Below are 23,237 nucleotides of genomic sequence, written 5' to 3' on the forward strand. Positions count from 1 at the left end.
GTCACGATCTTTTCAATGCAAGGGTGGTCAGATGAAACTTCGAGTGGGCTATGAACTAATCTATGAGTGCGTGCAGCCGACACCGATGGTGCTGATGTTGAACACGCATTTTTCCCGAGCGCAGGATGTGCTGGTTGCCGATCTGCTGGCGGTCGATCCACCGGTGGCAATCACGCAGTATCGCGATAGCTTCGGCAATCTCTGCAGTCGCATCGTCGCGCCGCCAGGGCTGATTTCGCTCTCCACCACCGCGCTGCTCGACATCTCCGATCGACCCGAGACGCGCGAGCCGCTCGACTATCAGCATGCCATTGAAACGCTTCCGGATGAATGTCTGATGTTCCTGCTCGGCAGCCGTTATTGCGAAACCGATCTGCTCTCCGACATTGCGTGGAAGCTGTTTTCCAGTACGCTTCCGGGGAGCCGCCGGGTGCAGGCGATTTGCGACTACGTGCATCATCACATCACGTTTGGATACGAATTCGCACGGCCGACCAAGACCGCTTTTCAGGCGTGGCAGGAACGCAAGGGCGTGTGTCGCGACTTCGCGCATCTGGCTGTGGCGTTGTGCCGCGCGATGAATATTCCGGCGCGCTATTGCACGGGATACATCAGCGATGTCGGCGTGCCGCCGCCGTGGGGTCCGATGGATTTTGCAGCCTGGTTCGAAGCCTACGTTGGCGGCTCATGGCAGACCTTCGATCCGCGCAACAACGCGCCGCGTACTGGACGCGTCCTCATGGCGCGCGGCCGCGATGCTGCCGATGTTGCGATCAGCAACACATTTGGTCCGACGAAGCTCGTCAAATTCGATGTCCACTGCGCGCCCGAGTGAGTTCGTGCGCTTTCGGATTACGTCGCTCCGCTTCCAACACAGCAATCATGGACGCAGCAATTCGCCTCTTTATCCAGTTTCGAATTTCAAAGAGTTGAGTGGGAACTCCGCCGTCCATCTGTTAAAACGATGACGGACAGTCATTTCCTGGTGGTGTCGCAGATGACGCGTTTGGGTCGAGATCGTGTGGAAACGAGACTTCTCAGACTGAGCGCGAGATCGGTGATCACGTCGATTGAGTTCAATACGACGCGATGGACCTAACCGGGCAGAGCGCGCGCAACAAAGCCCCTCGGGGCGTCAGCTTGCGGCCATCCTGATTGCTTTCATCGCCTCTGGAAGGCCTTGTCAAATTGCGTGAGTCGGGTTGTAGCTCTCCTTCGACGTAAGGTTTCGTTATTAATTTGCGTTAACGAATTGCGCGCGTGCCCATGCATGCCATGCGAGAACGCGTGCCTGGAGCTCTGCCCGATGGAAAGCTGCCTTCATCCGGTGCCGGGGCAAAGCAAAGTGTTGTCGGATGGGGCCGAAACGGCAGAGAAACGCCTGTGTGCGCTTTGCGTCGCGAAATCCCTGCATATGGCGCTCACGCCGGCGCGTGGGCAGGTGACTATTTTCAGCGCGGTTGTTGGTCCGAGCCGACGCCTTCACGAATACGTGCTTCACATTGGCCAGCTCGGGCACTTCCGCCTTTGCTGCCGGATAGCTGCGCAATTGATCGGTCACAATCTTTTTGGGCACCGGGTGCGAGCGAAGCAGCCGCCTGAAGAAGCGTTTGGCCGCAGCCTTGTTGCGGTGCTTTTGTAGCAGCACATCCAGCTCGGTGCCGTGTTCGTCCACCGCGCGCCACAGCACGTACGGCTCACCGCGCAGCTTCAGCATGACCTCATCGATATGCCATGTCGAACCCGGCTTGCCGCGTACAGCCTTCGCGTGACGTAGACCGCATTAAATGTGTCAACGTTGCGGCATTAAATGTGTCAACTCGCCCGCTGGCTCCCATCGGTGACACGCAAAGACTTGTGCGGTATGGGTTTCGCGCATTCGAAATAAGAATGTCAACGACCGGGCAGATGGTACCGATTTATCCGGCATGCATCGGGCAAGTCGGCCAACAGCGGCCAATCGGCGGGTCGCGATAAATGACTGATGTGTGCTCTTGACCAGCCGTTCGTTCGCGGAAAGCTGCTGCGAGATATTCGGATTCAGTTTCGTCAACACATGGGCTGCATGGTTGCCGCGCCGAATAAACAAAACGAGGTGCCGAGGTTGCGGCACGTCGATTGCGGGAACGTATTGTGGCCTGCGCAGGGGCAGTACGAGCAGCTTCGCCCCATCACCCGTCCCCGAACGAGCACCTCTTTGAGCCGAATGTGGCGAATATTCTGCTGGTTGATGACGATGCCGAGAATCTCTCTTCGCTGCAGTTGGCGCTGGAAAGTGACGGTCACCAGGTGAGCGTCGCAGGCGACGGACAGCGTGCACTGGCCATTTTGCACCATGAGTCCATCCAGTTCATGATCACAGACTACGAAATGCCGGACATCAACGGTGCTGAGCTGTGCCGTTTGGTCCATGCCCAGCACGCATACTCAGAGTTGCCTATCCTGATGCTGTCAGCGGCGCCGGAACCACCCAACCCGTGGACATCATGGGGGCGGTTTTTGCGCAAGCCGGCTCGGTTCGAGGAACTGGCAGCAGCCATCCACGCCGGTGTCTCGCGGCGGATGATTACTGGCAAGCAACCTTCTCGGACCGTCTCCGTGAGCGCCGTCCTTCGACGCCAGATTCCTGCGGCATCACGCTGGCAGCCGGTGCATGCCGGTTGCTGGCCGTGAGCGCAGGCGACCAGGCTCGGATGTGGCGAGCCGGCCATAGGTGCCTTGAGACACCTCAGGTGTTTCAGACGCCAAGCCGTGCGCTCTTTACCTTCCCAATCTGGTCCGCGCTTATCAGGATTTCCCCGTTGCCGTCAGCGGCGGCCCAATAGCCGGGCATCGAAGTCGCCGCTGATTAATGTGGGAGCAGTACAAAGTGAACGTAGGCATGACCCGGCGGCGATCAGCCATCGGTTGCTGCGCGGGCGAGAAACGGCCGGTGTTGTCTATCATGCGCACGGCCCGGAGCACTTTGCGGGGCCGGCTCCGGAGTCGATTTTCTCGGTGTGACCCCGGCGCAGTGTAATCGACAGCCTATGCGAGCCGGCATCAAGTGGCACGTACACGCCTTCGCCGCTGTGATCGAAAGCTTGACCATCGAGCACCATGCGCATGGCAGGATGCCCTCGGGCAGATTCCACGTGGATTTCGTAGCGGGTTGAATGCACATAGACCGTCGCTTCAAAGCCCGGCCACGAGTCCGGAATACAGGGATTCACCACGAGAAAATCTCCTTCCCTACGGATCCCCAGAATGCCCTCGACTCCCGCCCGGTACATCCATCCGGCCGACCCCGTGTACCACGTCCAGCCGCCGCGCCCGACATGTGGCGCGACTGAGTAGACGTCAGCCGCGACCACGTAGGGTTCGACCTTGTAGCGCTCGGTCTCCATCGGAGTCCGCGCGTGATTAACCGGGTTGAGCAGCGAAAACAAACCGGCGGCCCGGTTGCCGTCGTGCAGCTTCGCGAACGCGAAGATCGCCCACATCGCTGCATGGCTATACTGACCGCCGTTCTCGCGCAGCCCCGGAGGATAGCCTTTGATATAGCCTGGATCGTGCGAGGACTGATCGAACGGCGGCGTGAACAGCAACGCGATCTCGTCTTCGCGACGAATCAGGTGTTTGTCTACCGCATCCATCGCAAGCTGAGCACGCTGCGGATCGGCCGCGCCTGACAGGACGGCCCACGACTGCGCAATCGAATCGATCCGGCATTCGTCGTTGCTGTTCGAGCCGAGCCAGCTGCCGTCGTCGAACGTCGCACGGCGGTACCATGCACCGTCCCATGCGTCACGCTCCAGCGCCTCGCGCACCGACTCCGCATGCGCGCGCCAGCGCTCGCCGCGCGCCGGATCGCGCGATTCGGCGAGCGGCGCGAACAGGTCAATGGTCCGCAACAGCAGCCAGCCGAGCCAGACGCTTTCTCCATGGCCGTTTGCGCCGACGCGGTTCATCCCGTCGTTCCAGTCGCCCGTGCCGATGAGCGGCAGACCGTGCGCGCCGGTCAATTCGATAGATTGATCGAGACCACGCGCGCAATGTTCGAACAGGGAAGCCGAGCCCTCCGCGAGCATGGGCTGGAAGAAGGCGTCGTGCTCGCCTGGCTGCAGCATTGGGCCGTCGAGGAACGGTACGGCCTCGTCAAGCACCACGCGATCGCCAGTGCAGCCGATGTACGTCGCCGCCGCGTAAGCGAGCCACAGGCGGTCGTCGGAGATCCGCGTACGCACACCTTGTCCCGAATGCGGCAGCCACCAATGCTGAAAGTCGCCTTCGACGAATTGCCGCGATGCGGCACGCAGCAAGTGCCGCCGCGTTTCGTCGGGCCGCACGTGCGTCAGCGCCATCATGTCCTGTAACTGGTCGCGGAACCCGTACGCGCCGCTTGCCTGGTAGAACGCAGAGCGTGCTTCGATCCGGCACGCGAGCGTTTGATACAGCAGCCAGCCGTTGAGCATCAGGTCCATCGCCCGATCCGGCGTCTTGACCTGCACGGCGCCCAGCACGTTCTGCCAATGACGTGTCACGTCGGCAAGCACTGTGTCGAGGTCCGCGACGCGATAATGTTCAATCAGCGCCCGCGCTTCGGCAGCGCTCGCGCATTGGCCGACGAACGCGACCACTTCGACCGTCTCGCGTGGTCCCAAGTCGACGAAAGTCTGCAGTGCCGCGCATGGGTCGAGCCCCGCACCGGTCGTGCAGGACAGCGGCGCGTTGCCGGTCAATGCGGCAGGTGCGGCCGCGTCGCCGTGGCGGCCGAGGAACTCGGTGCGATTCGCCGTCCACGCCGTTTGCCGGCCGCTCAGATCCGCGAATGCGACACGCGTACCGAATGCGGTATTCCAGGGATTGCGCGCCAGCATCGCCCTCGTGAGCGAGTCGATTTCCGTCACAACGAACGGTCCCGCAGCGCCTCGCGATGTACCGAGCACCCATTCGAGCCACGCCGTAACCGATAGCCGCCGTCTGCGACCGGACAGATTGCGCAATGTCAGCCGGGTAATCTTCAACGGATCGGCGAGCGGCACGTATTGCAGCAAACCGAGCGCAATGCCGTTCGCTTCGTGCTCGAAGCGGCTGTAGCCGTACCCGTGACGCGCGACGTACACGCCGCCGTCGCGGATCGGCTGTGCAGTGGGCGTCCATACGTCGCCGGTGCTTTCATCGCGCACGTAAATAGCTTCGCCAGCAGGATCTTCGACGGGATCGTTCGACCATGGCGTGAGCTGATTTTCCCGGCTGCTTTCGGCCCACGTATAACCGGTGCCTTCCGCAGCGACCTGGAAGCCGAAACCACCATTGGTAACCACATTGATCCATGGTGCCGGTGTGCTGGCCTGCCCAGCGAGCACCGTCACGTATTCATGGCCGTTGCGGGCGAAGCCGCCCAGACCATTATAAAACTCAAGGTCTGCAGTCAGCATCGGCACTGCGGACGCATCAGGAGGCTCCTGCCACGGCGATAACCACGGTGTTTTTTGCTGGCGAGGCGCGGGTGAGCGTGCCGGGATTTGCGTCAGGTAGCCAAGCTGGGCAGCGATGGCGCCGCGGCGTGCCAGCAGCGCAATACGCGCGGCCGATAGCAGCAGCGCTCTGGTCTCGGCACTCATCAGGTCGGCACGCAGCACGTAGATCGAACCCTGCGCGAGTTCGCCGTCGAAGCGCGGCCGCGACTGACTGCTGCGTACCGCAGTTTCAATCGCCCCCTGCAACTCCTGGATATACGACGAAGCCCGTTCGTTGACGATCACGAGATCGACCGCCAGCCGCTTCATGCGCCAGTATTCGTGTGCCTTCAATAGCTGCCGGACCCGCGCGATATCTTCGACATCGCCGATGCGCAGCAGCACGATCGGCAGGTCCCCCGAAATCCCGTGCGGCCACAACGCCGACTGCGGGCCGGCGCCGCGCACGATGGCCTCGGGCGTCGCCCTGAAGCACGGGTCAGCATATAGGATCGGCGCCGCGAGCCGCTGAAAGTCCGCCGCCTCTTCGACTTCCACGTCGAGGTAGCGCAATTGCACCTGAGCTTGCGTCCACGCGAGGGTTTTGGCGCGATCGAACGCGTTGCGGTCGTGATGCTGGTCGATGAGATCGAGCAGCTGCGTGCGCGATTCGGCCACCACGGTCCAGAACGTGACGCGCACTACCTTGCCGGGCGGTACGCGCACGCGATAGCGCAGCGAGAAGACCGGATCGAGCACCGTACCCGTGGTGTTGGAGAGCGGACAGTCGCTAACGATCGACGCGGCCGTGCGGGTATTTCCCCCGCGGCCCAGGAAGCGCAGCCTATCCGTTTCGTACTGCGGTTCGGCGACGATCTCGCCCTCGACCACGGCGAAATGCGCAGCCCAGACCTGAGCCTCGTCATGCGAGCGCGGACGCCGCGTCGCCACCAGCGCTTCGAATTCGGCGAGATGCTCGGTTTGCACGAACATCCGCGAAAATGCCGGATGGGCGTTGTCGGCAGCCGGCGTGGCCAGTGCGAGTTCGGCGTATGAGGTCAGTTCGATTTCATACGGGCTGCGCCCGCTGTTCGCGAGCGAGACACGCCGAACTTCGCCGTCCGCTTCGCCGGAAACCAGCACGTCCATGGTCGTGGTCAGCGATCCGTCGCGACGGGTGAATTCCGCATGATCTTCGCCGAACACGACGTCGCCGTATTCGGCTTCGGCAGCGCACGGTTGCGGGCTGGCAGACCATATCTGGGTGCCCAGCGTATCGCGCAGGTAGATAAACGAGCCCCAGTGATCGCGGGTGGCGTCTTCGCGCCAGCGCGTGATCGCGAGTTCACGCCAGCGGCTGTAACCGGCGCCGGTGGCGGTGAGCATCACCACATACCGTCCATTAGACAGCAGATGCGTAATCGGCGGCCCGCTGACCGCCATCGTGTGGGCGATACGCCGCAGCGTCGGCGACATCGCACCGGTGTCCGCTGCGGACGTGTTCACTTCCTCCGCGCGCGGATGCGCCACGGCGACGTCGCGCGGCATGCGTTCCTGCAGCAGCAATTCGCTCGCCTGGATCATCGGCTCGCGATGAAAGCGCGCTCGCATCACTGCATCGAGCAAGGTGTTTGCGATTGCAACGATCGTCATGCCCTGATGGTGAGCCATGAAGCTGCGGACGATCGCGAAGCGCTCTGCGTCGGGCAGGCGGGCACGGGTGAAATCGAGTGCTTCGTAGAAGCCGTAGCGGCCCATCGCGCCCAGTTTCGCGAGTTGCGCGTAGTTTTCGAGGGCGGCCTGCGGGGCGACCATGGTCGCCAGACCCGTCGCATAAGGTGCGATGACCCGGTTTTCGGACAGGCCGCGTTTCAGGCCGAGGCCGGGTACGCCGAAGTTCGAATACTGATAGTTGAACTCGATGTCGCGGGCCTGATACGCGGACTCCGAGATGCCCCATGGCATGCCGAGCGACCGTGCGTACGACATCTGCCGTTCCACGACTAGCCGGCTGGTCTGTTCAAGCAGACTGCCGACCGGCGCGCGCATCACCAGCGACGGCATCAGATACTCGAACATCGACCCCGACCACGAAATCAGTGCGGAACCGTTGCCGACCGGCGTCGCGGCGCGACCGAGGCGGAACCAGTGACGCGTCGTCACGTCTGCCTTGGCGATGGCGAACAGGCTCGCTAGCCGCGCTTCGGACGCAAGCAGGTCGTAGCAGCTCGTATCGAGGCTGTTATCCGCCTGCGAATAGCCGATCGACAGCAGCTTGCGATCCGGATCGAGCAGAAACGCGAAGTCCATGCCGAGCGCCATCTCGCGCGACGTGTCGGCAAGCGAGCGCAGACGCGCTTGCAAAAGCTGCGGCACGGCGCCAAGTTGTTGCCGGTCACGACTGTGTTCGCTCACGCTGCGATGCAAGGCCTCGATCCAGAACATCAGATCGGCATAACTGACGTCGCCGCCGGCCGGCATGATCGCGCGCGTCGTCTGCGCGGCTTTCTTCGTTAGCCGGATCAGCGACGGCGACAACGCGTCAAGCGTCTGCGGGCCACGCAGGTGCGCATCGATTTCCTTGAAGATCTCGACGAGCTGTTTGCCATGTTCGGCGTTTGCCACTGGCAGCGCGTCGACCGCCTCGCGCGCGAGTTGCAGGTTGTCGCGTATTCCGGACCTCGCGGCCGACGCAAGCGGCGCTTGCAGCCATTCTTCGCACGCGTTGGCGAGCGCGATCAGATGCCCGGCGAGATTGCCGCTATCGACCGACGAAACATAGACGGGCGCCAGGGCCCGCAGATCCCGCGTATCGTACCAGTTATAAAAATGGCCTCTGAAACGCGGAAGTTTCTGCATCGAGGCGAATGCGGCTTCAATGCGGTCGACGGTTTCCACCGTCCCTGCCCAGCCGAAATCGCGCGCGACGACGGCTGACAGCAGATACAGCCCGAGGTTGGTCGGCGAGGTGCGCTGTGCGACGACCGGCTTCGGGTCTTCCTGGAAATTGTCGGGTGGCAGCATGTTTTCGAGCGGCGTAACGAAGGTCTCGAAGAAGCGCCAGGTGCGCCGCGCGATCAGGCGCAGACCCTGGGCGTCCTCGTCGGACATCGCAAATCGCCCAGCGACCGCTGGCGAACGGCTCGACCACAATGCAAGCGCTGGCGCGGTCAGCCACAGCAACGCGAACGGCAGCGCGAGCGGCCAATGTGCCGGCTCAAAGGCGAGCGCACCGGCGCACAACGCGAGTGCGAGCGTGATACCGCCGCTCATCTGTCGATAAAAGCCGCTCAGATCCAGGCGCGGGCTCGCCTTCGACTGTGCCGCCGTCGTCCATTCGAGCAGGCAGCGATGCGTGACGAACAGGCGCACCAGTGTCCGGCCGATCGCATCGCCCATGCGCCATGCGTGATCGGCAACGAACGCGGCCGATAAAACGATTTGCAACGCGGCAAGCCGCACGTCGGCAGCGAGCACGCGGAAGTGATTGCGCAGGCGAATCCCGGCACGCCGCGGCAGGATTGAGAATAGCGTCGGCAGAAACGCGGGAACGGCGAGCGCGCCTGACAACGCCAGGATTCCCGCGAGACCGGCGCGTACCGGCATCAACCAGCACAGCGCGAACGCGGCGACCATCGTGGGGGCGAGTAGCGAGCGTCGCAGATTGTCGAGCATCTTGAAGCGGCCGATGGTCGGCATCGCCGGCCGCACGCGGCCCCGATGCCCGACGATCCACGGCAGCAACTGCCAGTCGCCGCGCGTCCAGCGATGCTGGCGTTTTGACGTGACGTCGTAACGCGACGGCACTTCCTCGACTACCTCGACATCGGATGCGAGGCCCGCGCGCGCAAAAATGCCTTCGAACAGATCGTGACTGAGCAGTGCGTTTTCCGGCACTCGGCCGCGCAACGACGCTTCGAATGCATCGACATCGTAGATGCCTTTACCGGTAAACGAACCCTCGCCGAAGAGGTCCTGATAGACGTCGGATACGGCCGCTGCGTAGGGGTCCATCCCGCCTGGGCCGGAGAACACACGCTGATAGAGCGACCCCTCCTGGCCAACGGGCAGCGATGGCGTCACGCGCGGCTGCAGGATCGCATAGCCGTTAACCACGCGCTGTTCGATGTCGCTGAATTGCGGCCGGTTCAGCGGATGCGCCATCTTGCCGATCAGGCGCAGCGCGGCATCGCGTGGCAGACGCGTGTCGGCATCGAGCGTGATGACGTACCGTACGCCTGATGGCACCTGCGGTGCGCGCCCTGCGATCGGCACAAAATTCGTATCGGTCGCGCCACGCAGCAGCCGGTTGAGTTCGTGCAGCTTGCCGCGTTTGCGTTCCCAGCCCATCCATTTGTTCTCGCTCGCGTTGTACACGCGACGGCGGTACAGCAACAGGAAACGGCTGCCGCCGGGGCCTTGTCCGTGCCGGCGGTTCAGTGCTTCGATGGCGTCGGCAGCGACGGCTAGCAGAGGCGCATCGCCGGGCAGCACTTCCTCATCGGCATCGAGCCCGTCAGCCAGCAACGCGAACGACAGGTCGCCGCCAGCGCCCGCGAGATGATGCACCTCGAGGCGTTCGATCTGCTCGCGCAACTCGGCCTCGCTGGTCAGAAGCGTCGGCACGGCGACCAGCGTGCGCAGCGACGACGGCACGCCCGCCGTCAGTTCGAGCCCGGGTAACGTGACTGCGCCGAAACCCGATGTCACCGCGCGATTGACGAACGCCGTTGCGACCTCCGTGGCAGGCAGGAATGCGCATACGGCAAACAATGCGAGTAGCCACGCGTCGGTGCCTTGCGGTGGTGCGGTCCAAAGCGTCCACATCGCCCACAAGGCCAGTGCCATCAGCATCGTGGCAGCCGCCAGGATCGCGCCGACATAGCCGCCGATGCCGAGACGGACAGTGAATCGCGTGATCTTCAGACGCGGCGGCGGTCGAAATTTCAATGTGGACTCGAGCGCGCGCCGGCCCTCGGCGATCAGATGATAGCCAGGCTCCCCAGCACGTCCCGCACGTACCGTATCGCCCGCCGCTGCAATCGCCGCTTGCGCCGACTGCAGCGCGATATCTGCCACTTCGAGTTCATTCGCGGATGAACCGCGCGCCAGTTGCTCGATCGCGCTGCGGTACAGGTTGCGCGTCGGGAAATCCATCGTGCCGAATGCGCTGCCTGCGCGCAGCCGCGCATCGACAAGGCTCATACTCTCGAACAATTCTGTCCAGTCGATGTCGGAAATCAGGCGAATGCTGGTAATCACATTGCGCACCGTGACGTTCGATGCACCCTGGTGTTGCTGCGCGCGCTGCACGACCTCATCGACGGAAAGATCCTGGCGTTTCAGCCGCTCTTCCAGCCAGCCGAGCGCCGGCGTGGTACGCGGATCCTGATCACGCAGCCGTTTAGCGAGTTGCGCAGCAAACGGCTCCGACAACGCGCCCGGCGAACGTGTAGCGATATCCGCTTCCAGTGCGGAACGCGCGCTGCCCGATTCGAGCAGACGCTCGGTGAGCGCGTCGGCATCCGCATGTGCGGTGCGACCCGCGGTCATCTGGTCGGCGAGACGTCGCAGATTCTCGATCAGCACGATGCGCAGCGTGATCGCCACCGCCCACAATTCGCCGATCGTCAGCGGCTGAATCCGTTGGTAGGCGTCGATGAAACGCCGCAGCACCTGCGGGTCGAAGTGACTGTCAGTATGGGCAACGAATGCCCACGCAAGGCCGAATACGCGCGGATAGCCGGCGAACGGACCCTCGACGAGCTTGGGCAACTGACGGTAGTAGCCTGGCGGCAGGTCGTCGCGAATCTCGCGGATCTGTTGCTCGACGAGGTGATAGTTGTCGAGCAGCCATTCGGCCGCAGGCTCCACGCCCCGGCCGCTCTCCAGTTCTGCGGCACTCGCGCGGTAAGCTGCGAGCAGGACGGCGGCATTGTCGTTGAGCCGCGTGTGCAGAGCCAGCACGACGGGTGGTTTGCTCGTCACCGGCTGGGCCGCGGCGAGGCTCTGCGCGTGCTGCTCGAGACGCTCGACGCCGAATAGTTCATCGCGCACTGGCGCGGTGTCTGTCCACGGTGGTGAGCGTGAACGAAATCGTATCGTGTACTGAAGCAATGTGTTGTTCACAGACGCCTTTTTTCTGCGGTTAGGTGACTTCGGCGAACGAGCCAAAACCCGCGCGCGATATTGTTGAAAGGTCTGCCGGACGCCATCGCTACGATGATCCGTGGACGTGAGCACGAATTGCCGGCATGACCAACTCCGGCGCACTGGCGCGTGTGGCGGCACGGGTGCAGCCGCGCCAGTAGAGGAGACGTATGCCTGACTTTGCTTTGTTTTACGCGTGCGGTGTGTCGCGAGTGTTATGCGACTAGTCAACAGGAAGGGAGAAAATGGGCCGGCCCCAGGCTAACCCGTATGGCACCGGACAAGCGGTGCGCGACGAAACGGAAGATCACGGGACGCAGACTGAACCTGCGTCTGTTAAGTGCCTGTTATTTCTTCTTCGTCGGGGAGCTGGCGGAGGTCTTCGGAGCGGTTGTCCCGGAAAGATCCGCTGCAGGAGGCGGTATTTTCTTGGGCTGTTTCGGTTTTTTTGCCTCGCGATTGCCGCGTAATTGACCCTTTGACATCGTGTTTCTCCAATTACTTCGACCGCGGAAGCGGCCGCCTTGCTGACCATTCTGCGCGCATTTGCCGGTTCCGTCGCGATCTATTTGAAGAGCAGGCAGCTCGCGCGAGCCGGCCAGGGCGGCCATCAGATGCGGCAGAAATGCGGTGCAACGATGCCGTTCAGGGTCCGGCATGCGCGAACCTCAGCAACATCAACGTCTTTCCGGTGCAACGTCCCAAACCTGCCAGAGGTGTGCGCCTACGTTAACAAGGCCGTCCCAGTCGTCTGCGCTCATCGTAGAACGCTCGCGGGCAAGGAACCCGGCCAGCCAGCACAGGGAAGCCTCCGCAGCTGGCCTGCTTGACCTATCTTCGACGGTCGTGCGAAACAGTTCAAGGATTGCTTCCACATTGATGTATGGCCTGTTCATCACGATCTCCTCGTGAACTTCGAGGGTGGATTCTGCGCAATCCATCTGGTGCGCTCCGCCTTACGTTGTCGAGCCCCACGCTTAGCAATGCGTCAGGTCCACCAATTCTGAGCTCCGCTAATTTGACCACGTTTCCTCTTTGCCATATCCGTTATCTTTCGCTCGGAAAATTCGCCGAACCTGCGCCCCGCATCGCCTCGGTAGCGTCGATCGCCACACCTTTACGGTTTCGTACTCGGCCCCGATCGTGTCGGGGCTGCCGGATAATCGGCATGACGTCATTTGCCGTCGCGTTCCATTTCGCCCGCTTCGGCAATCAGGAACTGGTCAGAGTCATCAGAACGTCCGAATACCAGGCACTGTTGAGGCCCAGCGTCTCGTCAATGTGCAAATCTCGCGCGCCCATATCAATGGCAGACGAATGCACGCCGAGAAGCATCCATGGCAGGCGCGCGCCGGTTGTCGCTTGTCCGGTCGATACGTTGCTCATGACGACGGGCGCGCCGCTAGTGCCACGGTGCGTCCGCGCATCGGTAATGAAACATCCTTTGCCCTGAAAGCGCAGGCCGAACGCCGATGCTATGACGCCTTGCCGCACCACAGGTAGATGGTGCAGTGAATCGTGAAAGCCGAGCGGAAATCCGACGACCAGCACCGAAGCGCCAACTGGCACTACGTCCCCCGGCCTGGGCAGGTGCTCGGGGCCAAACGAGCTGAATACCGCGTTCGGCGGCAGCCGATCCCTGTGAATCTCGAGCACCGCCACGTCAATTGAGCCGGCGTCGTCTTCGCCTTGCCGCCAAAGGCCGACGCTATCCGCATACAAGGGGATGGAGAACCACGTCGAGGCACCGAGATCGTCAGGGTCGATGTGAAGCTCGATTTGCAACCTGTCCGGAAAGTGTCCGCTTGGCTCGTCGCTGACGACGTGGCGACTCGTCACAAGAAAGAGCCGCCCGTCACGCGCGAAAAAGAAACTGCTGGCATTCGTCAGATGGTCCGTATGCGCGAAGGTCCGGACGCGCGCCCCCGTGAGAAGCAGCGCATCCGCGGCCGGCCTGGATAGCGCCGCGCGTATCCCGGAAGAAGTTGGCGGCAAATTCGCTCGATCACGGACGAACTGTCCGATCAACTGAAGCAGAGCATCGCGTTGCGGCCCTGCCTGCCCTGACGACAGGAACGTCGCAACGGAAATCTCGGATGGCCGGCCACCTGACGCGGCGTTCGGGACATGGTGAACGACGGGAAGTTCGTCAGCTCCGATACCCAGGAGCCACGTGTCGCCATTCGGGCTCACGTACAGCTCGACGGAATTGGCTTTCATCGCTGAGTCTCCTGTTGTGGTGAGGACGATCGGAAAGCCGCTCGTTACGCCGATGTGAGGAACGGCGCCAGGCCATGCGGTTAGCCCTCATGCGGGGCCGAGGACCGTGTCGATTGCAGCTTGCCTCGCGCTTTCCCCGATGAGATAAGACCAGCGCCGCGTGAAAGGGCCGTTACGAATCTCGATGCCGTGACCTCGATGGCCGAGCACGCCAAGGTTGGCCCCCCTTGATCTGGAAAGTCACGTCATAAAGGTCTTCGGCAGAAGCCACCAAAGTGACGTGGATCTCGAAGCCACGGTAGGGAATGCTGCGGTACATGAGGAGGCGCTCCTAGGAGTAAGGTCACGCGCCTCTTGTCGGGACTGTGCGGTAATGCCTCAATTATAGCCAGTTAAATCTGCGCACGCCTGCGCCTGACCGAACTGCACCATCGCGCACTTGTTCAGCCTGGAAATATCCCTATACAAACTCTTCAAAGCGCGTAGGATGGATGCAGTCGACTGAGTGCCCAATGGAGCACCTGGCGACCATCAGCAGCGCTTTCGGCGATCCCTAAGGGGACCTGTCAGTGATCGGAGACCGTGCAACGCGGTCACTCTGTCAGCACTACCGATATTGCTCCACGCTCCTTTTTCTGTTTGCCGCCTCGCGCGGCGCGAGGTTATCCCATGACAGTCAAATTCCGCCTGTATCGCGGCCTGGAAATCTATCCGCTCGTCTTTCCCCGTCGCCCTACCCTATCCGGTCGTGGGCACGACTACGAGGAGGGCTTCGATGCCGCCGTACGCATTCAGGAGCCGACAGTAGAAAGCGTCCCGACGCGCAGCCGCGTGTTCAGGCTCGTTACACAAAGCGCGTATCGAAGCGCGGGAGACGCGCGGCGCGCATGCGCGGCTTACGCGGAACAGATGATCGACAACTGCCCGCCGGATGAGGAGTTCTTTAAATGGGACAGGGGCGAGGCCGTGAGCATTGAAACAGAACGGAATGCACAAGGCAGCCCTGCGCCGACCAAACACCCGATCTTTGCAGACTTCACAGGGTGATCCGAATACCATGCAACTTACTCTCCCTAACTACCGCATCGACCCGACACCGCGCAGGGCCGATGGAGAATATATGGCGCATGCACGCATCAGCGCCCATACCGCGGACGGCAGCGAAGCCGATATCTTCATGAGCGGCGACCTTGCAGGTTTTGACCTGCGCGACGACCCTGTCAGTTACGCAACCAAATGGGCAATGGAATGGATCGAGCGACGCTACGGCTGGCCGCATAGGACTGGAGTGCGATTCAGAGGTGCGACTTTGCGCGGCCCGCGCTGGACAACCTATCTTAGCCAGTCGCAGGCATCCTGAGACCGCGTGCGATCGGGATTGTCCCTTTTATCGTCGGATTCTGGAAATCAGGCTGATCAGGTAGCTAGCTACAACCAGACCACAGGTCGCAGTCGCGACTACAAAATAAAGGGTGATGGAAATCGACACCACCCATTCAAAGACCAAAGCGACGATGGTTGCCATGTTGATTGATCACCAGGTGCCTCAAGGACGTAGTCGCGGCGGATCTCGGAAAGCGGACAAATCTCGTGCATCTCGTGCATAACTGACTAGTTCCACGCAGGCCTTTGCTCCGCTGGCGCACGCACCGAATTTGAATGCGCTCCCGGTGCGATATCCCATGCCTCCCGTTCCTGCCAGAGTTGCGCACCTACGTGGACGAGACTGTTCCGGTCGTCCGCGTTCATCGTAGAATGTTCGCGCGCACGGAACCCGGCCAGCCACGGCAGAGAATATGCCGCACCCGGGTCGCTTGAGTTTTCCGCGACGGCCATGCGCAACACCTCGAGGATCGCTTTCACATTGACGTACGGCTTGTTCATCACGATCTCCTCGTTAGTGTAATGCTGCGCAACCCTACTCGCCGTCCCTTACTGGGCCCCAAGATTTGAGATGCACCGGATCGACAAGACTTACTGCTCCCTCCCCCCACCGTTGATCCCGCTTCCGCTTTGCCATACATGTCTTCCTCGTTCGGACAGTTCGCCGCACCTGTGCTCGGCGTCGGCCTCACTCCCCTCGATCGCCATTTCCCCGCCTGCCTGTTCCTGCGCCCTTTGTTTCTGCTTATGTCTCGCCGCGACGACTTCATCGTGCGACCTGCCTGCGTAATTCAAGGTCATCTTGTTCCTCCTTCAAAACAGTTCTTGCATCCTGCGGGTGTCATTTCCCGGCTGACAATCGCAAACGCTCGCGTAGCCTGTCCAATACGTGATGTTCGTTCAGCCAACGGATCTCCTGTTTCCGCTGGGCGCCGCGCATGTACCTCCGCAGTGATACGGCGAAGATCAGCGCCAACCCGAAAGCGATGCCCCACATTGCATGAGTCATATTTCCTTTTCAATCTGTTCCCGATTTACACCTGGCGACCGATTATGCGGTAAGAAATGTCACTCGTTCCCTGGCGCTTTCAAAATCCGGATGCTCAGTCATTCAGTGCTTATCGCGCACCCGGTCCCCGATCAGAGACGTATCTGGCCAACGGGCGGCCGGCTCGCCCTCATGTTCCAGCCTGCACGCTGCCGCCGCGGATATCGCGAGGCACACTACCACCGCGAACACGATACAGGACCGTCTATTGATCGACTCGCGGCACTCTTCCTTGCCGTCGGGCCCACACTTACATATTAGCCTCCCATAGCAATATGAAAGGTCTTTATTCACCGATCTATCGTACTCGTAGCTTTATGCCACACACAGCTTTGTCCCACGCACGGATGTTGGATATCGGGAGGCAGATACGACGCTACCCATCCTGACCACGGATGACGTCGACAGAGGCGTGGAACGCGATGCGCGACGAGAAGGCCCCGATGCAGGAGAATGAATGGCCTGGTATCACGATGCGCACGCTGAGCACCCCGTCACCCGGACACGTGACACATGTTAGACCCTCAAGCAAACAAATCTTCATTTGCGATTTTCAGGAACACCACGATTTCGGGTAGCAATCGGAAATTGCGCCATGCGCTTCCTCTCCCTGTACTCGGTGATCTTGGTGTCACGTCCGCTGCAAGCGGTCGGCCGATGCCCTGACCGATAGTTCGAGCTTCTTGAGCACATCAGGATTACACTCGAAGCAGGGAAAATTCTGGAGCAGAACCATGGTCGAAGCTACCCCCCAAAACACCTTTCTTGGTCTTCCATTGAGTTCCGAGCACGACGCAGAGGTGAGGCACTACATAAAGAGGAAGAAACTGCGCGGAGCGCCATGGGACACGCCGGAGCTGGAAGCCATGCTGGATGACATGCTGGTTCCCCCGCGCGAGGAAGACGGAGAATCTGGCGCCACTGTCAACGAGACCAGGTCAGCCACAGAACGCGCGACAGCTTCCGTTGACGAGGCTATGGAACCCATTGGGGCAAGCGAGGAGCGAAATGCGGCCATGGAAGCCGAAGGAATGAAGGGGCCAAGACCGTAGAGTCAGGAAGGTCCACCCGTTTTATTTCGGATTACGTATTGACGTCCCGGGTACATTTCACACAGACAGCGCATTGATAGTCTTACGCTTGCGGTGTGTGACCGTTGCGCGGTTGCGCGGGGGAAGTTCGACTGAAAGGTCTTTGCGATCTGCCTTGCATTGCCGTCGAAAAAGGCGCATTCTCGTCAGATGCAGAGTGCACGCCTTGAGACCCGACTGCTCCGGTCGGCACGGCGCCCTCAAGCTTCACGGTACCGAGACCACTGCGGATATCGTGCCGAAAGCTTCGTGCCTCATTCAGGCCGCGTTTTGCCTGTCTTCGTTGTCCGCTTGTCGGGCGCTCAAGAAGGTTCTCCCCTCGCTGACAACGACATTCGGTTGCTGAGTCGGCCCTGATATTTTGAATTTTTCCATTGGAAATACCATGCCCAGGCAACCCAGGACGTACTCAAGCCCCGCCGTCAGGCAAAGCGACTACGTCGTCGAGCAGAAAGCCCGTGAGTCGGCACGGGAGATGGCGGAAGGCAAGCGGGCGCAAAGGCGACGCGACATGGACGCCCGCATCGATGTCAACGCGGCCAAGTGGCGATATATCTGTCCGGTGAGTGAATGAAAAAAACAGTGCGTGCTCAACTTTCCCAATCCCAGTCGCATCTACGACGCATCAAGACACTGTGTGTGCTTCTGGGGCCATGACAATGCGCGCGAGGTTGTCTTTCTGGTCGACGATGCGATGTTGACGAAGCTGAACCCCGACATGGGTCCTGACGAGTCCGCGCTGCTTGCGACCTTCGACCACAACCGCGACCGAATCCTGGGACTGGCCAGAACCCTTTATAAGGGTGGTCCCACCAGATACACAATTTCGTGAACAGAGGGCCTATCGCCACCTGTACCCCTGCACCTTTCTGCTGACGCGGGACGGGCCGCCGACGGTCGTCGCTGCTTACGTCGTTCCGGACGGGTTGCCATCCGGTTTGGCTGGTTTTGTAACTGAGTACGCGATGGCGATATATTGCTCCCCGCTGCTGCACTCACGAAATGCTTCGGAGCTTCGCGCCCGACCCACAACGGGTATTTGCCGGGACCTCGATTTGGGGACGGCACCTGCATGGCCTCCATGCATCCGCTCATCGGGGAACCGAGCACACGATTGCGTACAACCATCAGGACCGGAGTCGAGCACAAGGCTTGATTCTTCAACCGGCGGAGTCTGTCGATGTATCGGATGATTCCCTATAGAGGGTTTGAGATTCACGTCACATTGACTCTTTCCGCGGAGGACATGTACGAGGTAACGATGCAGATTAAAGGCGGTACCAACTTCGGCATCATCGGCGACGGTGCAAACGCAATCCAGCTTCGCCATGGCCCCTTTACCAGGCGCTGGGCTTACCTGGTCGCGGAAGTCGCAGGGCAGGCAGCAATTGACGTGCTTTTGGGATCTTCAATCGATACAAACAGCTCACCATTGAAGTGAGTTCTTCCCTCTCTCTCCGATAGCCTGCAACGTTTACCGCATCGTAGAGGGCCAGGCGCATCCGGCCGATTTGCGCTTGCCTCAGTCGCTTGAATGATAGCAAGCGCGCACCGCCCGATACCACTCGAGCTTCACGGTGTGGGAATGGTACGGGTCGCAATCCCTGCGTGCCTGATCGAGTGACATGAGCGTTAATTCGAGGATCCAACGACCTTGGCCAGGTCCCGCTCTTTTCCCTTAATGCTTTCGATCAAGAATTTTCTCACTTCGAAAAGGTCCTTGAGTGCCTGCTCTGCCATAGGGAGAACGTCTTGCATCGGTAGTGTGTCAGAGCCGCCCATGAGCGATGCCTGAATCATGTCACGCACCGTGCTAATGCTGAGTTCCGCCCGCATGATCCGGTTCTCAGTTACGGTCAGACTGTGACGTTGCTGCGCGATCGTAAGCACACATATCTCCGGTGCGTCTCGTCATTCATTATTGCGTTTAGCACAGATCGGTACATAGCCGGAGACGAGCAACCTCAGCAAACTTCCAGCGACCGGAGCTGAGGCTGCGGTCTGAAGAACTTGTTTGCCGTGAGAGTACACGCCGTCGGAACGATGCCGCGCCGCCCTTCAGGGCCTGCTGGAACCGGCGCTTTTCCGGTTCCTCGCTTCCCAGCGATCCCGGGCGAGGCAATATCGTCTCTGTTTTCGTCGACGGTCAGGATCACATGAGGTCGCATCCCGCATCTGGCCATTTCCTCGCTGACCTGATCCCTTGCTTCGGCTTTCTGTATGGAACCACTTCGACGTCTTGCTCATCACTTTCGGGGGCCATCGGCATACCATCATCCGTCGCGCTCTGTGCAGCCTCTCTGCGCCTCCTGCTTTCTGCCAGCTCTTCCGCATGTATCTGGTTAACATTCATGATGCACTCCTACTGTGAGAAAAACTGGTTCGGCCCCCGATAGTCGAGACGGCGCGACACGTTGTCACGTCGCGCTTGCTTCCTGCCATTTGTCGTCGCGCGAACGGTGTCAGGCGTCCGCGAAAACCCGTTGGGAAACGGGCAAACAGCACAACTGCCCGTCGTACCGGCTCGAAAGTTCGTGTACGGCAGCCAGGGTGATGAACGCGGAGCGCGTCATATGACGTTCTCTTGCCGCCCGATCCACCGCTGCAGCAAACTTTCGAGCAGATCAAACTGAACGTCCGCGGCTTTCGAGGTAATCCGCGCGAGATTGATGTCGACAAACATCCAGATGCCCTCCCCATCGTCCAGATCGAGCGAATGCAACTCCGACGCGCTGCACGTCGGAGCGGGGATGAGTTGCTCACTCCGGTCGTACATCAATACGACGGCCCTCGTCGCGTTGCGCAGCAGTTCGGCGAACGAATCTCCGCGTGCTTCGGCGCTCGGAAAGTCAGGAAAACTGCCGCGAAAGCCGAATTCGTCCTCGCGGCAAACATAAAAGGGATACTGCATACTGGCCCACTGGGTTTGGGACTGACTGGCATTTGGCTGTCAGAGCTCGGATGCCTGAACCTTGCCGTCAACGATATCTTTGCCGAACTGCATGGCGAGCTCGATGGCATCACGCTCGTTCGTGGGACTGGCGCCGCCGAACAACGTCGAATAGCGGCGCAAGCTCGCTCCTGTGGACGGGATAGCGTCAATTCCCACGACGGATGAGAACCGGCGTGCCCCTTTGGCATAGGGGTCGCGATGCAGCGGAAATTCCTGGTGAGAGTAAGCGCGCAGCTCGTACCCTCGGTATTCAATGGTCGGAATGGTCATGATGACGGGCTCTTCAATCAAAACTGGCCGTCATTGAACTGCTCGTATCCGGATGCGAGAAGGCGGTCAGGAATATTTGGATGTTTCCACGATGCGCCCAATGCGATAGCAAAGCAACTGAAATCGTGATGGTACAAAAAAGAAGCCGGCGTTTGGCCGGCCTCTCTTCATCAGGCGGGGAGACCGCCAGACAACCTGCTCGTGCAGGAGGTCATTCTCGTGTGCGCGCGCAACATGCGCCTCATTGACGACTATATCCCTATCCTGCGAGATGTGCAGTGGTTTCGAAGAGTTTGACGGCCGGATGGTAACGGGGGACGGCTGGATCTGTCGTTCGCATGCTTGCAATCGGTGGGAAAATGCGTCACACCCCGCTGCCCGTTCCCGTTCCTGATGAGATCCCACCCGGCTTTCCCGGCACCGATGAGCTCGCCGTGCTGCGCGCGTAATGCGTGGGCCTCGCCGTATGGGCGGCCGTCGAGCGCTATTTGCCCTCCTCGCCGGGCGGCGGGCGATCCGGGCGCGGCGTGCTTGGGCACATCCCGCACAAACTGATCGCCGTTGCGCACGCGTCCCATCGCAACGATCTTGCGGCGCTCTTTCGACCATCCAGCAGATGAACGGCAACAGCGCGAAATCGGTCGCACAGGCGATCGACATCCGCGCACCGCGTGCCCGCCGAAGGCGCGGATGGCCGACGACATCGCGCAGCGGTTCGCACCGCGCGCGGCGCGCCTGCTCGACACAACCCAGCACGACCCACGCGGACCTGACCGTACGCATTCCGCATCGTCGTGCACGCAGGCCTTTCTGGCGTATTGACCTCAGATTTTCCGCAGAAATACGGAGCGAAACGCGTCCAACAAGATAAGTTTTCTTATCACAAGGCATCGATTTACACGTTAAACTCGTGGTCATGAAATCGCGTTCCACCCCTGTACCTTCGCTGCCCGCCCCCACCCCCGCAGGCCTGCCCAACGCTGACGAACTCGCTGTCCTGCGCGCGTGGTACGCCGGCCTGCCGGTGCGGCAGGCGGTGGCCCGCTACCTGCCCTCCGCGCTCGGCGACAACAGATCGGCGCGCGGTGTACTGGGCAAGATCCGTCGCCAGCTGCGGGCCGCCGCACGGGCCCTCCATCGTGACGATCTCGCCACCCTGCTCGACCATCCTGCCAACGAACGCGAACAGCACGCGAAGACCGTCGCGCACGTGGTCGAGGTCCTGCGCAACGCCCGGCCACCCGAGCCGCAGATCACCGACGACATCGCGCAGTGGCTCGCCCCTCGCGCCGTTCGCGTGCTGCGCGAGCACGGCATCACGACCCTGACCGAGCTGACCGTGCGGATTCCGCGGCGGCGGCAGTGGTGGAAGGCGGTCCCCCGGCTCGGCGCAGCCAGTGCGCGCGCGATCGAAGCGTTCTTCGCTGCATGGCCTGCCCTCACCGACAAGGCCCGCGCGCTGGTCGTGGCGAGCCAGCGCAGTGCCGTCGTGCCGTGGGAATCGCTCCGGCTGCCGCACGAGGTTGACGGCACCGGCGGCACATTTCGGGCGCCAGCCGCGACCTGCACGCTGGACGCCTCCAACGACTATGAGGCGGTGCAGACCTGGCTCGCGCTTCAGGAATCCCCCGCGACCCGGCGCACCTACCGCAAGGAGGCCGAGCGCCTGATTTTGTGGGCGATCGTCGAACGCGGCCGGGCGCTGTCGTCGCTGACGACCGAGGACGCGATCGCGTACCGCGGGTTTCTCCGGCATCCGTCGCCGCGCGCACGCTGGGTCGGTCCGGTCCGGCCGCGTTCGTCGCCCGACTGGCGACCGTTTAACGGCAACCTCTCGGACCGCTCGGCCGCGCACGCGCTGTCGATCCTCGGCGCGCTGTTCCGCTGGCTGATCGAGCAGCGCTACGTGCTCGCCAATCCATTCGCGGGCGTGAAAGTACGCGGCGGCAATGGCGTGGCGACGCTCGATGCATCGCACGCCTTCACCGAGGGCGAATGGGCGCTCGTGCGCACGATCGCCGACGGGCTCGAATGGTCGCATGGCTGGGCGCTTCCCGCCGCGCAGCGCCTGCGCTTCCTGCTCGATTTCGGCTACGCGACCGGGCTGCGGGCCAGCGAGCTGGTCGGCGCGACGCTCGGACACGTGGACACCGACGCGCGCGGTGAACACTGGCTGCGCGTCACGGGCAAAGGAAAAAAGCTCGCGCGGGTCGCGCTGCCGCCACTCGCATGGGAAGCCCTCGCGCGCTATCTGAACGAACGCGGGCTACCGGTCACGCAGACGCGCTGGCGCCCGCAGACGCCTGTCATCGGCAGCCTCGAAGCCGACAGCGGCGCGGCCATCAGCAGCGTGCGCCTGTGGGGCGTGCTGCGCCGCTTCTTCGGGCTCGCGGCGGATACCATCGAAGCCGAGCACCCGCCTCTCGCAGGGAAACTGCGCCGGGCGAGCCCGCACTGGATGCGGCACACGCATGCGACGCACGCGCTCGGTCGCGGGGCCGAGCTGACCACCGTGCGCGACAATCTCCGTCATGCCTCCGTCTCCACGACCTCGATCTATCTGCACAGTGATGAGGTCAGGCGGGCGCGGCAGATCGGGGAGGCTTTTGGTGCGCGCAAATGAGCTGGGCGGGCACGCATCGTCGCGGCGTGTAAAGCCGATAAACGGCCCCTCGTCCTCC

15 protein-coding genes and 3 pseudogenes are annotated in these 23,237 nt (G+C 61.6%); 8 read left to right on the plus strand and 10 right to left on the minus strand.

Annotation, left to right across the window (positions count from 1 at the left end; translation table 11 throughout):
• Positions 1-31 precede the first annotated feature (31 nt).
• Entirely contained in the window at positions 32-835 is an 804-nt protein-coding gene (locus tag LJ655_RS26225; protein WP_230564084.1) for a transglutaminase-like domain-containing protein, read from the plus strand.
• 399 nt (positions 836-1,234) lie between these two features.
• On the opposite strand, the pseudogene LJ655_RS26230 reads toward LJ655_RS26225, so the two are convergent.
• Positions 1,235-1,768: pseudogene (locus LJ655_RS26230) on the minus strand (IS6 family transposase); the annotation flags it as partial.
• Positions 1,769-2,208: 440 nt separating this feature from the next.
• On the opposite strand from LJ655_RS26230, the gene LJ655_RS26235 reads away from it, so the two are divergent.
• Positions 2,209-2,673 (plus strand): response regulator transcription factor, encoded by a 465-nt coding sequence (locus LJ655_RS26235; protein ID WP_230564085.1) that lies wholly within the window; start codon positions 2,209-2,211, stop codon positions 2,671-2,673.
• 269 nt (positions 2,674-2,942) lie between these two features.
• Here the strand turns inward: LJ655_RS26235 and LJ655_RS26240 are convergent, their stop codons facing one another.
• The 4 genes and pseudogenes from LJ655_RS26240 to LJ655_RS26255 all read right to left on the minus strand — a co-directional run bounded on the left by LJ655_RS26240 (position 2,943) and on the right by LJ655_RS26255 (position 14,130).
• Complete coding sequence (locus tag LJ655_RS26240; RefSeq protein ID WP_425605840.1) at positions 2,943-11,570, minus strand: glycoside hydrolase family 94 protein; 8,628 nt, start codon at positions 11,568-11,570, stop codon at positions 2,943-2,945.
• Between the two features lie 368 nt (positions 11,571-11,938).
• On the minus strand, positions 11,939-12,250 hold the full coding sequence (locus tag LJ655_RS26245) for a hypothetical protein (RefSeq protein WP_230564086.1): 312 nt from the start codon (positions 12,248-12,250) through the stop codon (positions 11,939-11,941).
• Positions 12,251-12,803: 553 nt separating this feature from the next.
• Complete coding sequence (locus LJ655_RS26250) at positions 12,804-13,811, minus strand: S1 family peptidase (RefSeq protein WP_329959737.1); 1,008 nt, start codon at positions 13,809-13,811, stop codon at positions 12,804-12,806.
• Positions 13,812-13,898: 87 nt separating this feature from the next.
• Positions 13,899-14,130 (minus strand): annotated as a pseudogene (locus LJ655_RS26255) (hypothetical protein).
• 350 nt (positions 14,131-14,480) lie between these two features.
• On the opposite strand from LJ655_RS26255, the gene LJ655_RS26260 reads away from it, so the two are divergent.
• Entirely contained in the window at positions 14,481-14,858 is a 378-nt protein-coding gene (locus tag LJ655_RS26260) for a hypothetical protein (protein ID WP_230564087.1), read from the plus strand.
• 10 nt (positions 14,859-14,868) lie between these two features.
• Positions 14,869-15,081: pseudogene (locus LJ655_RS26265) on the plus strand (hypothetical protein); the annotation flags it as partial.
• 341 nt (positions 15,082-15,422) lie between these two features.
• Here the strand turns inward: LJ655_RS26265 and LJ655_RS26270 are convergent.
• Together LJ655_RS26270 and LJ655_RS26275 are read right to left on the minus strand one after the other, a co-directional pair.
• Entirely contained in the window at positions 15,423-15,695 is a 273-nt protein-coding gene (locus tag LJ655_RS26270) for a hypothetical protein (RefSeq protein ID WP_230564088.1), read from the minus strand.
• Positions 15,696-15,785: 90 nt separating this feature from the next.
• A complete protein-coding gene (locus tag LJ655_RS26275; RefSeq protein WP_230564089.1) occupies positions 15,786-15,995 on the minus strand; it encodes a hypothetical protein in 210 nt (69 codons plus the stop codon).
• Positions 15,996-16,976: 981 nt separating this feature from the next.
• Here LJ655_RS26275 and LJ655_RS26280 point away from each other — a divergent pair.
• The 3 genes from LJ655_RS26280 to LJ655_RS26290 all read left to right on the plus strand — a co-directional run bounded on the left by LJ655_RS26280 (position 16,977) and on the right by LJ655_RS26290 (position 18,774).
• Positions 16,977-17,294: a hypothetical protein gene (locus LJ655_RS26280; RefSeq protein WP_134192842.1), complete on the plus strand. Its 318-nt coding sequence runs from the start codon at positions 16,977-16,979 to the stop codon at positions 17,292-17,294.
• 625 nt (positions 17,295-17,919) lie between these two features.
• Positions 17,920-18,165 carry a DUF1488 family protein gene (locus LJ655_RS26285; protein ID WP_230564090.1) on the plus strand — a complete coding sequence of 82 codons (246 nt, stop codon included), beginning with the start codon at positions 17,920-17,922 and terminating at the stop codon, positions 18,163-18,165.
• A 348-nt stretch (positions 18,166-18,513) separates the two neighbouring features.
• The gene (locus tag LJ655_RS26290; RefSeq protein ID WP_134192845.1) at positions 18,514-18,774 is read left to right on the plus strand and encodes a hypothetical protein; all 261 of its coding nucleotides are present in this window, start codon (positions 18,514-18,516) and stop codon (positions 18,772-18,774) included.
• 191 nt (positions 18,775-18,965) lie between these two features.
• On the opposite strand, the gene LJ655_RS26295 is transcribed toward LJ655_RS26290, so the two are convergent.
• The 3 genes from LJ655_RS26295 to LJ655_RS26305 all read right to left on the minus strand — a co-directional run bounded on the left by LJ655_RS26295 (position 18,966) and on the right by LJ655_RS26305 (position 20,556).
• Entirely contained in the window at positions 18,966-19,223 is a 258-nt protein-coding gene (locus LJ655_RS26295) for a hypothetical protein (protein WP_230564091.1), read from the minus strand.
• A gap of 679 nt (positions 19,224-19,902) precedes the next feature.
• Positions 19,903-20,244, minus strand: a complete 342-nt coding sequence (locus LJ655_RS26300; protein ID WP_230564092.1) for a type II toxin-antitoxin system HicB family antitoxin — start codon at positions 20,242-20,244, stop codon at positions 19,903-19,905.
• A 39-nt stretch (positions 20,245-20,283) separates the two neighbouring features.
• Complete coding sequence (locus LJ655_RS26305; protein WP_134192849.1) at positions 20,284-20,556, minus strand: hypothetical protein; 273 nt, start codon at positions 20,554-20,556, stop codon at positions 20,284-20,286.
• Between the two features lie 916 nt (positions 20,557-21,472).
• Here LJ655_RS26305 and LJ655_RS26310 point away from each other — a divergent pair.
• A complete protein-coding gene (locus LJ655_RS26310; protein WP_230564093.1) occupies positions 21,473-23,179 on the plus strand; it encodes a site-specific integrase in 1,707 nt (568 codons plus the stop codon).
• The last annotated feature ends 58 nt before the right edge of the window (positions 23,180-23,237 follow it).

This window comes from Paraburkholderia translucens (genome assembly GCF_020881035.1).
Taxonomy (GTDB): Bacteria; Pseudomonadota; Gammaproteobacteria; order Burkholderiales; family Burkholderiaceae; genus Paraburkholderia; species Paraburkholderia translucens.

Coding starts and splice junctions, on each gene's coding strand:
- LJ655_RS26225 (WP_230564084.1), top strand. CDS start 32: ATGAAACTTCGAGTGGGCTATGAACTAATCTATGAGTGCGTGCAGCCG.
- LJ655_RS26245 (WP_230564086.1), bottom strand. CDS start 12,250: ATGCCGGACCCTGAACGGCATCGTTGCACCGCATTTCTGCCGCATCTG.
- LJ655_RS26250 (WP_329959737.1), bottom strand. CDS start 13,811: ATGAAAGCCAATTCCGTCGAGCTGTACGTGAGCCCGAATGGCGACACG.
- LJ655_RS26260 (WP_230564087.1), top strand. CDS start 14,481: ATGACAGTCAAATTCCGCCTGTATCGCGGCCTGGAAATCTATCCGCTC.
- LJ655_RS26270 (WP_230564088.1), bottom strand. CDS start 15,695: ATGAACAAGCCGTACGTCAATGTGAAAGCGATCCTCGAGGTGTTGCGC.
- LJ655_RS26275 (WP_230564089.1), bottom strand. CDS start 15,995: ATGACCTTGAATTACGCAGGCAGGTCGCACGATGAAGTCGTCGCGGCG.
- LJ655_RS26280 (WP_134192842.1), top strand. CDS start 16,977: ATGGTCGAAGCTACCCCCCAAAACACCTTTCTTGGTCTTCCATTGAGT.
- LJ655_RS26290 (WP_134192845.1), top strand. CDS start 18,514: ATGTATCGGATGATTCCCTATAGAGGGTTTGAGATTCACGTCACATTG.
- LJ655_RS26300 (WP_230564092.1), bottom strand. CDS start 20,244: ATGCAGTATCCCTTTTATGTTTGCCGCGAGGACGAATTCGGCTTTCGC.
- LJ655_RS26305 (WP_134192849.1), bottom strand. CDS start 20,556: ATGACCATTCCGACCATTGAATACCGAGGGTACGAGCTGCGCGCTTAC.
- LJ655_RS26310 (WP_230564093.1), top strand. CDS start 21,473: ATGAAATCGCGTTCCACCCCTGTACCTTCGCTGCCCGCCCCCACCCCC.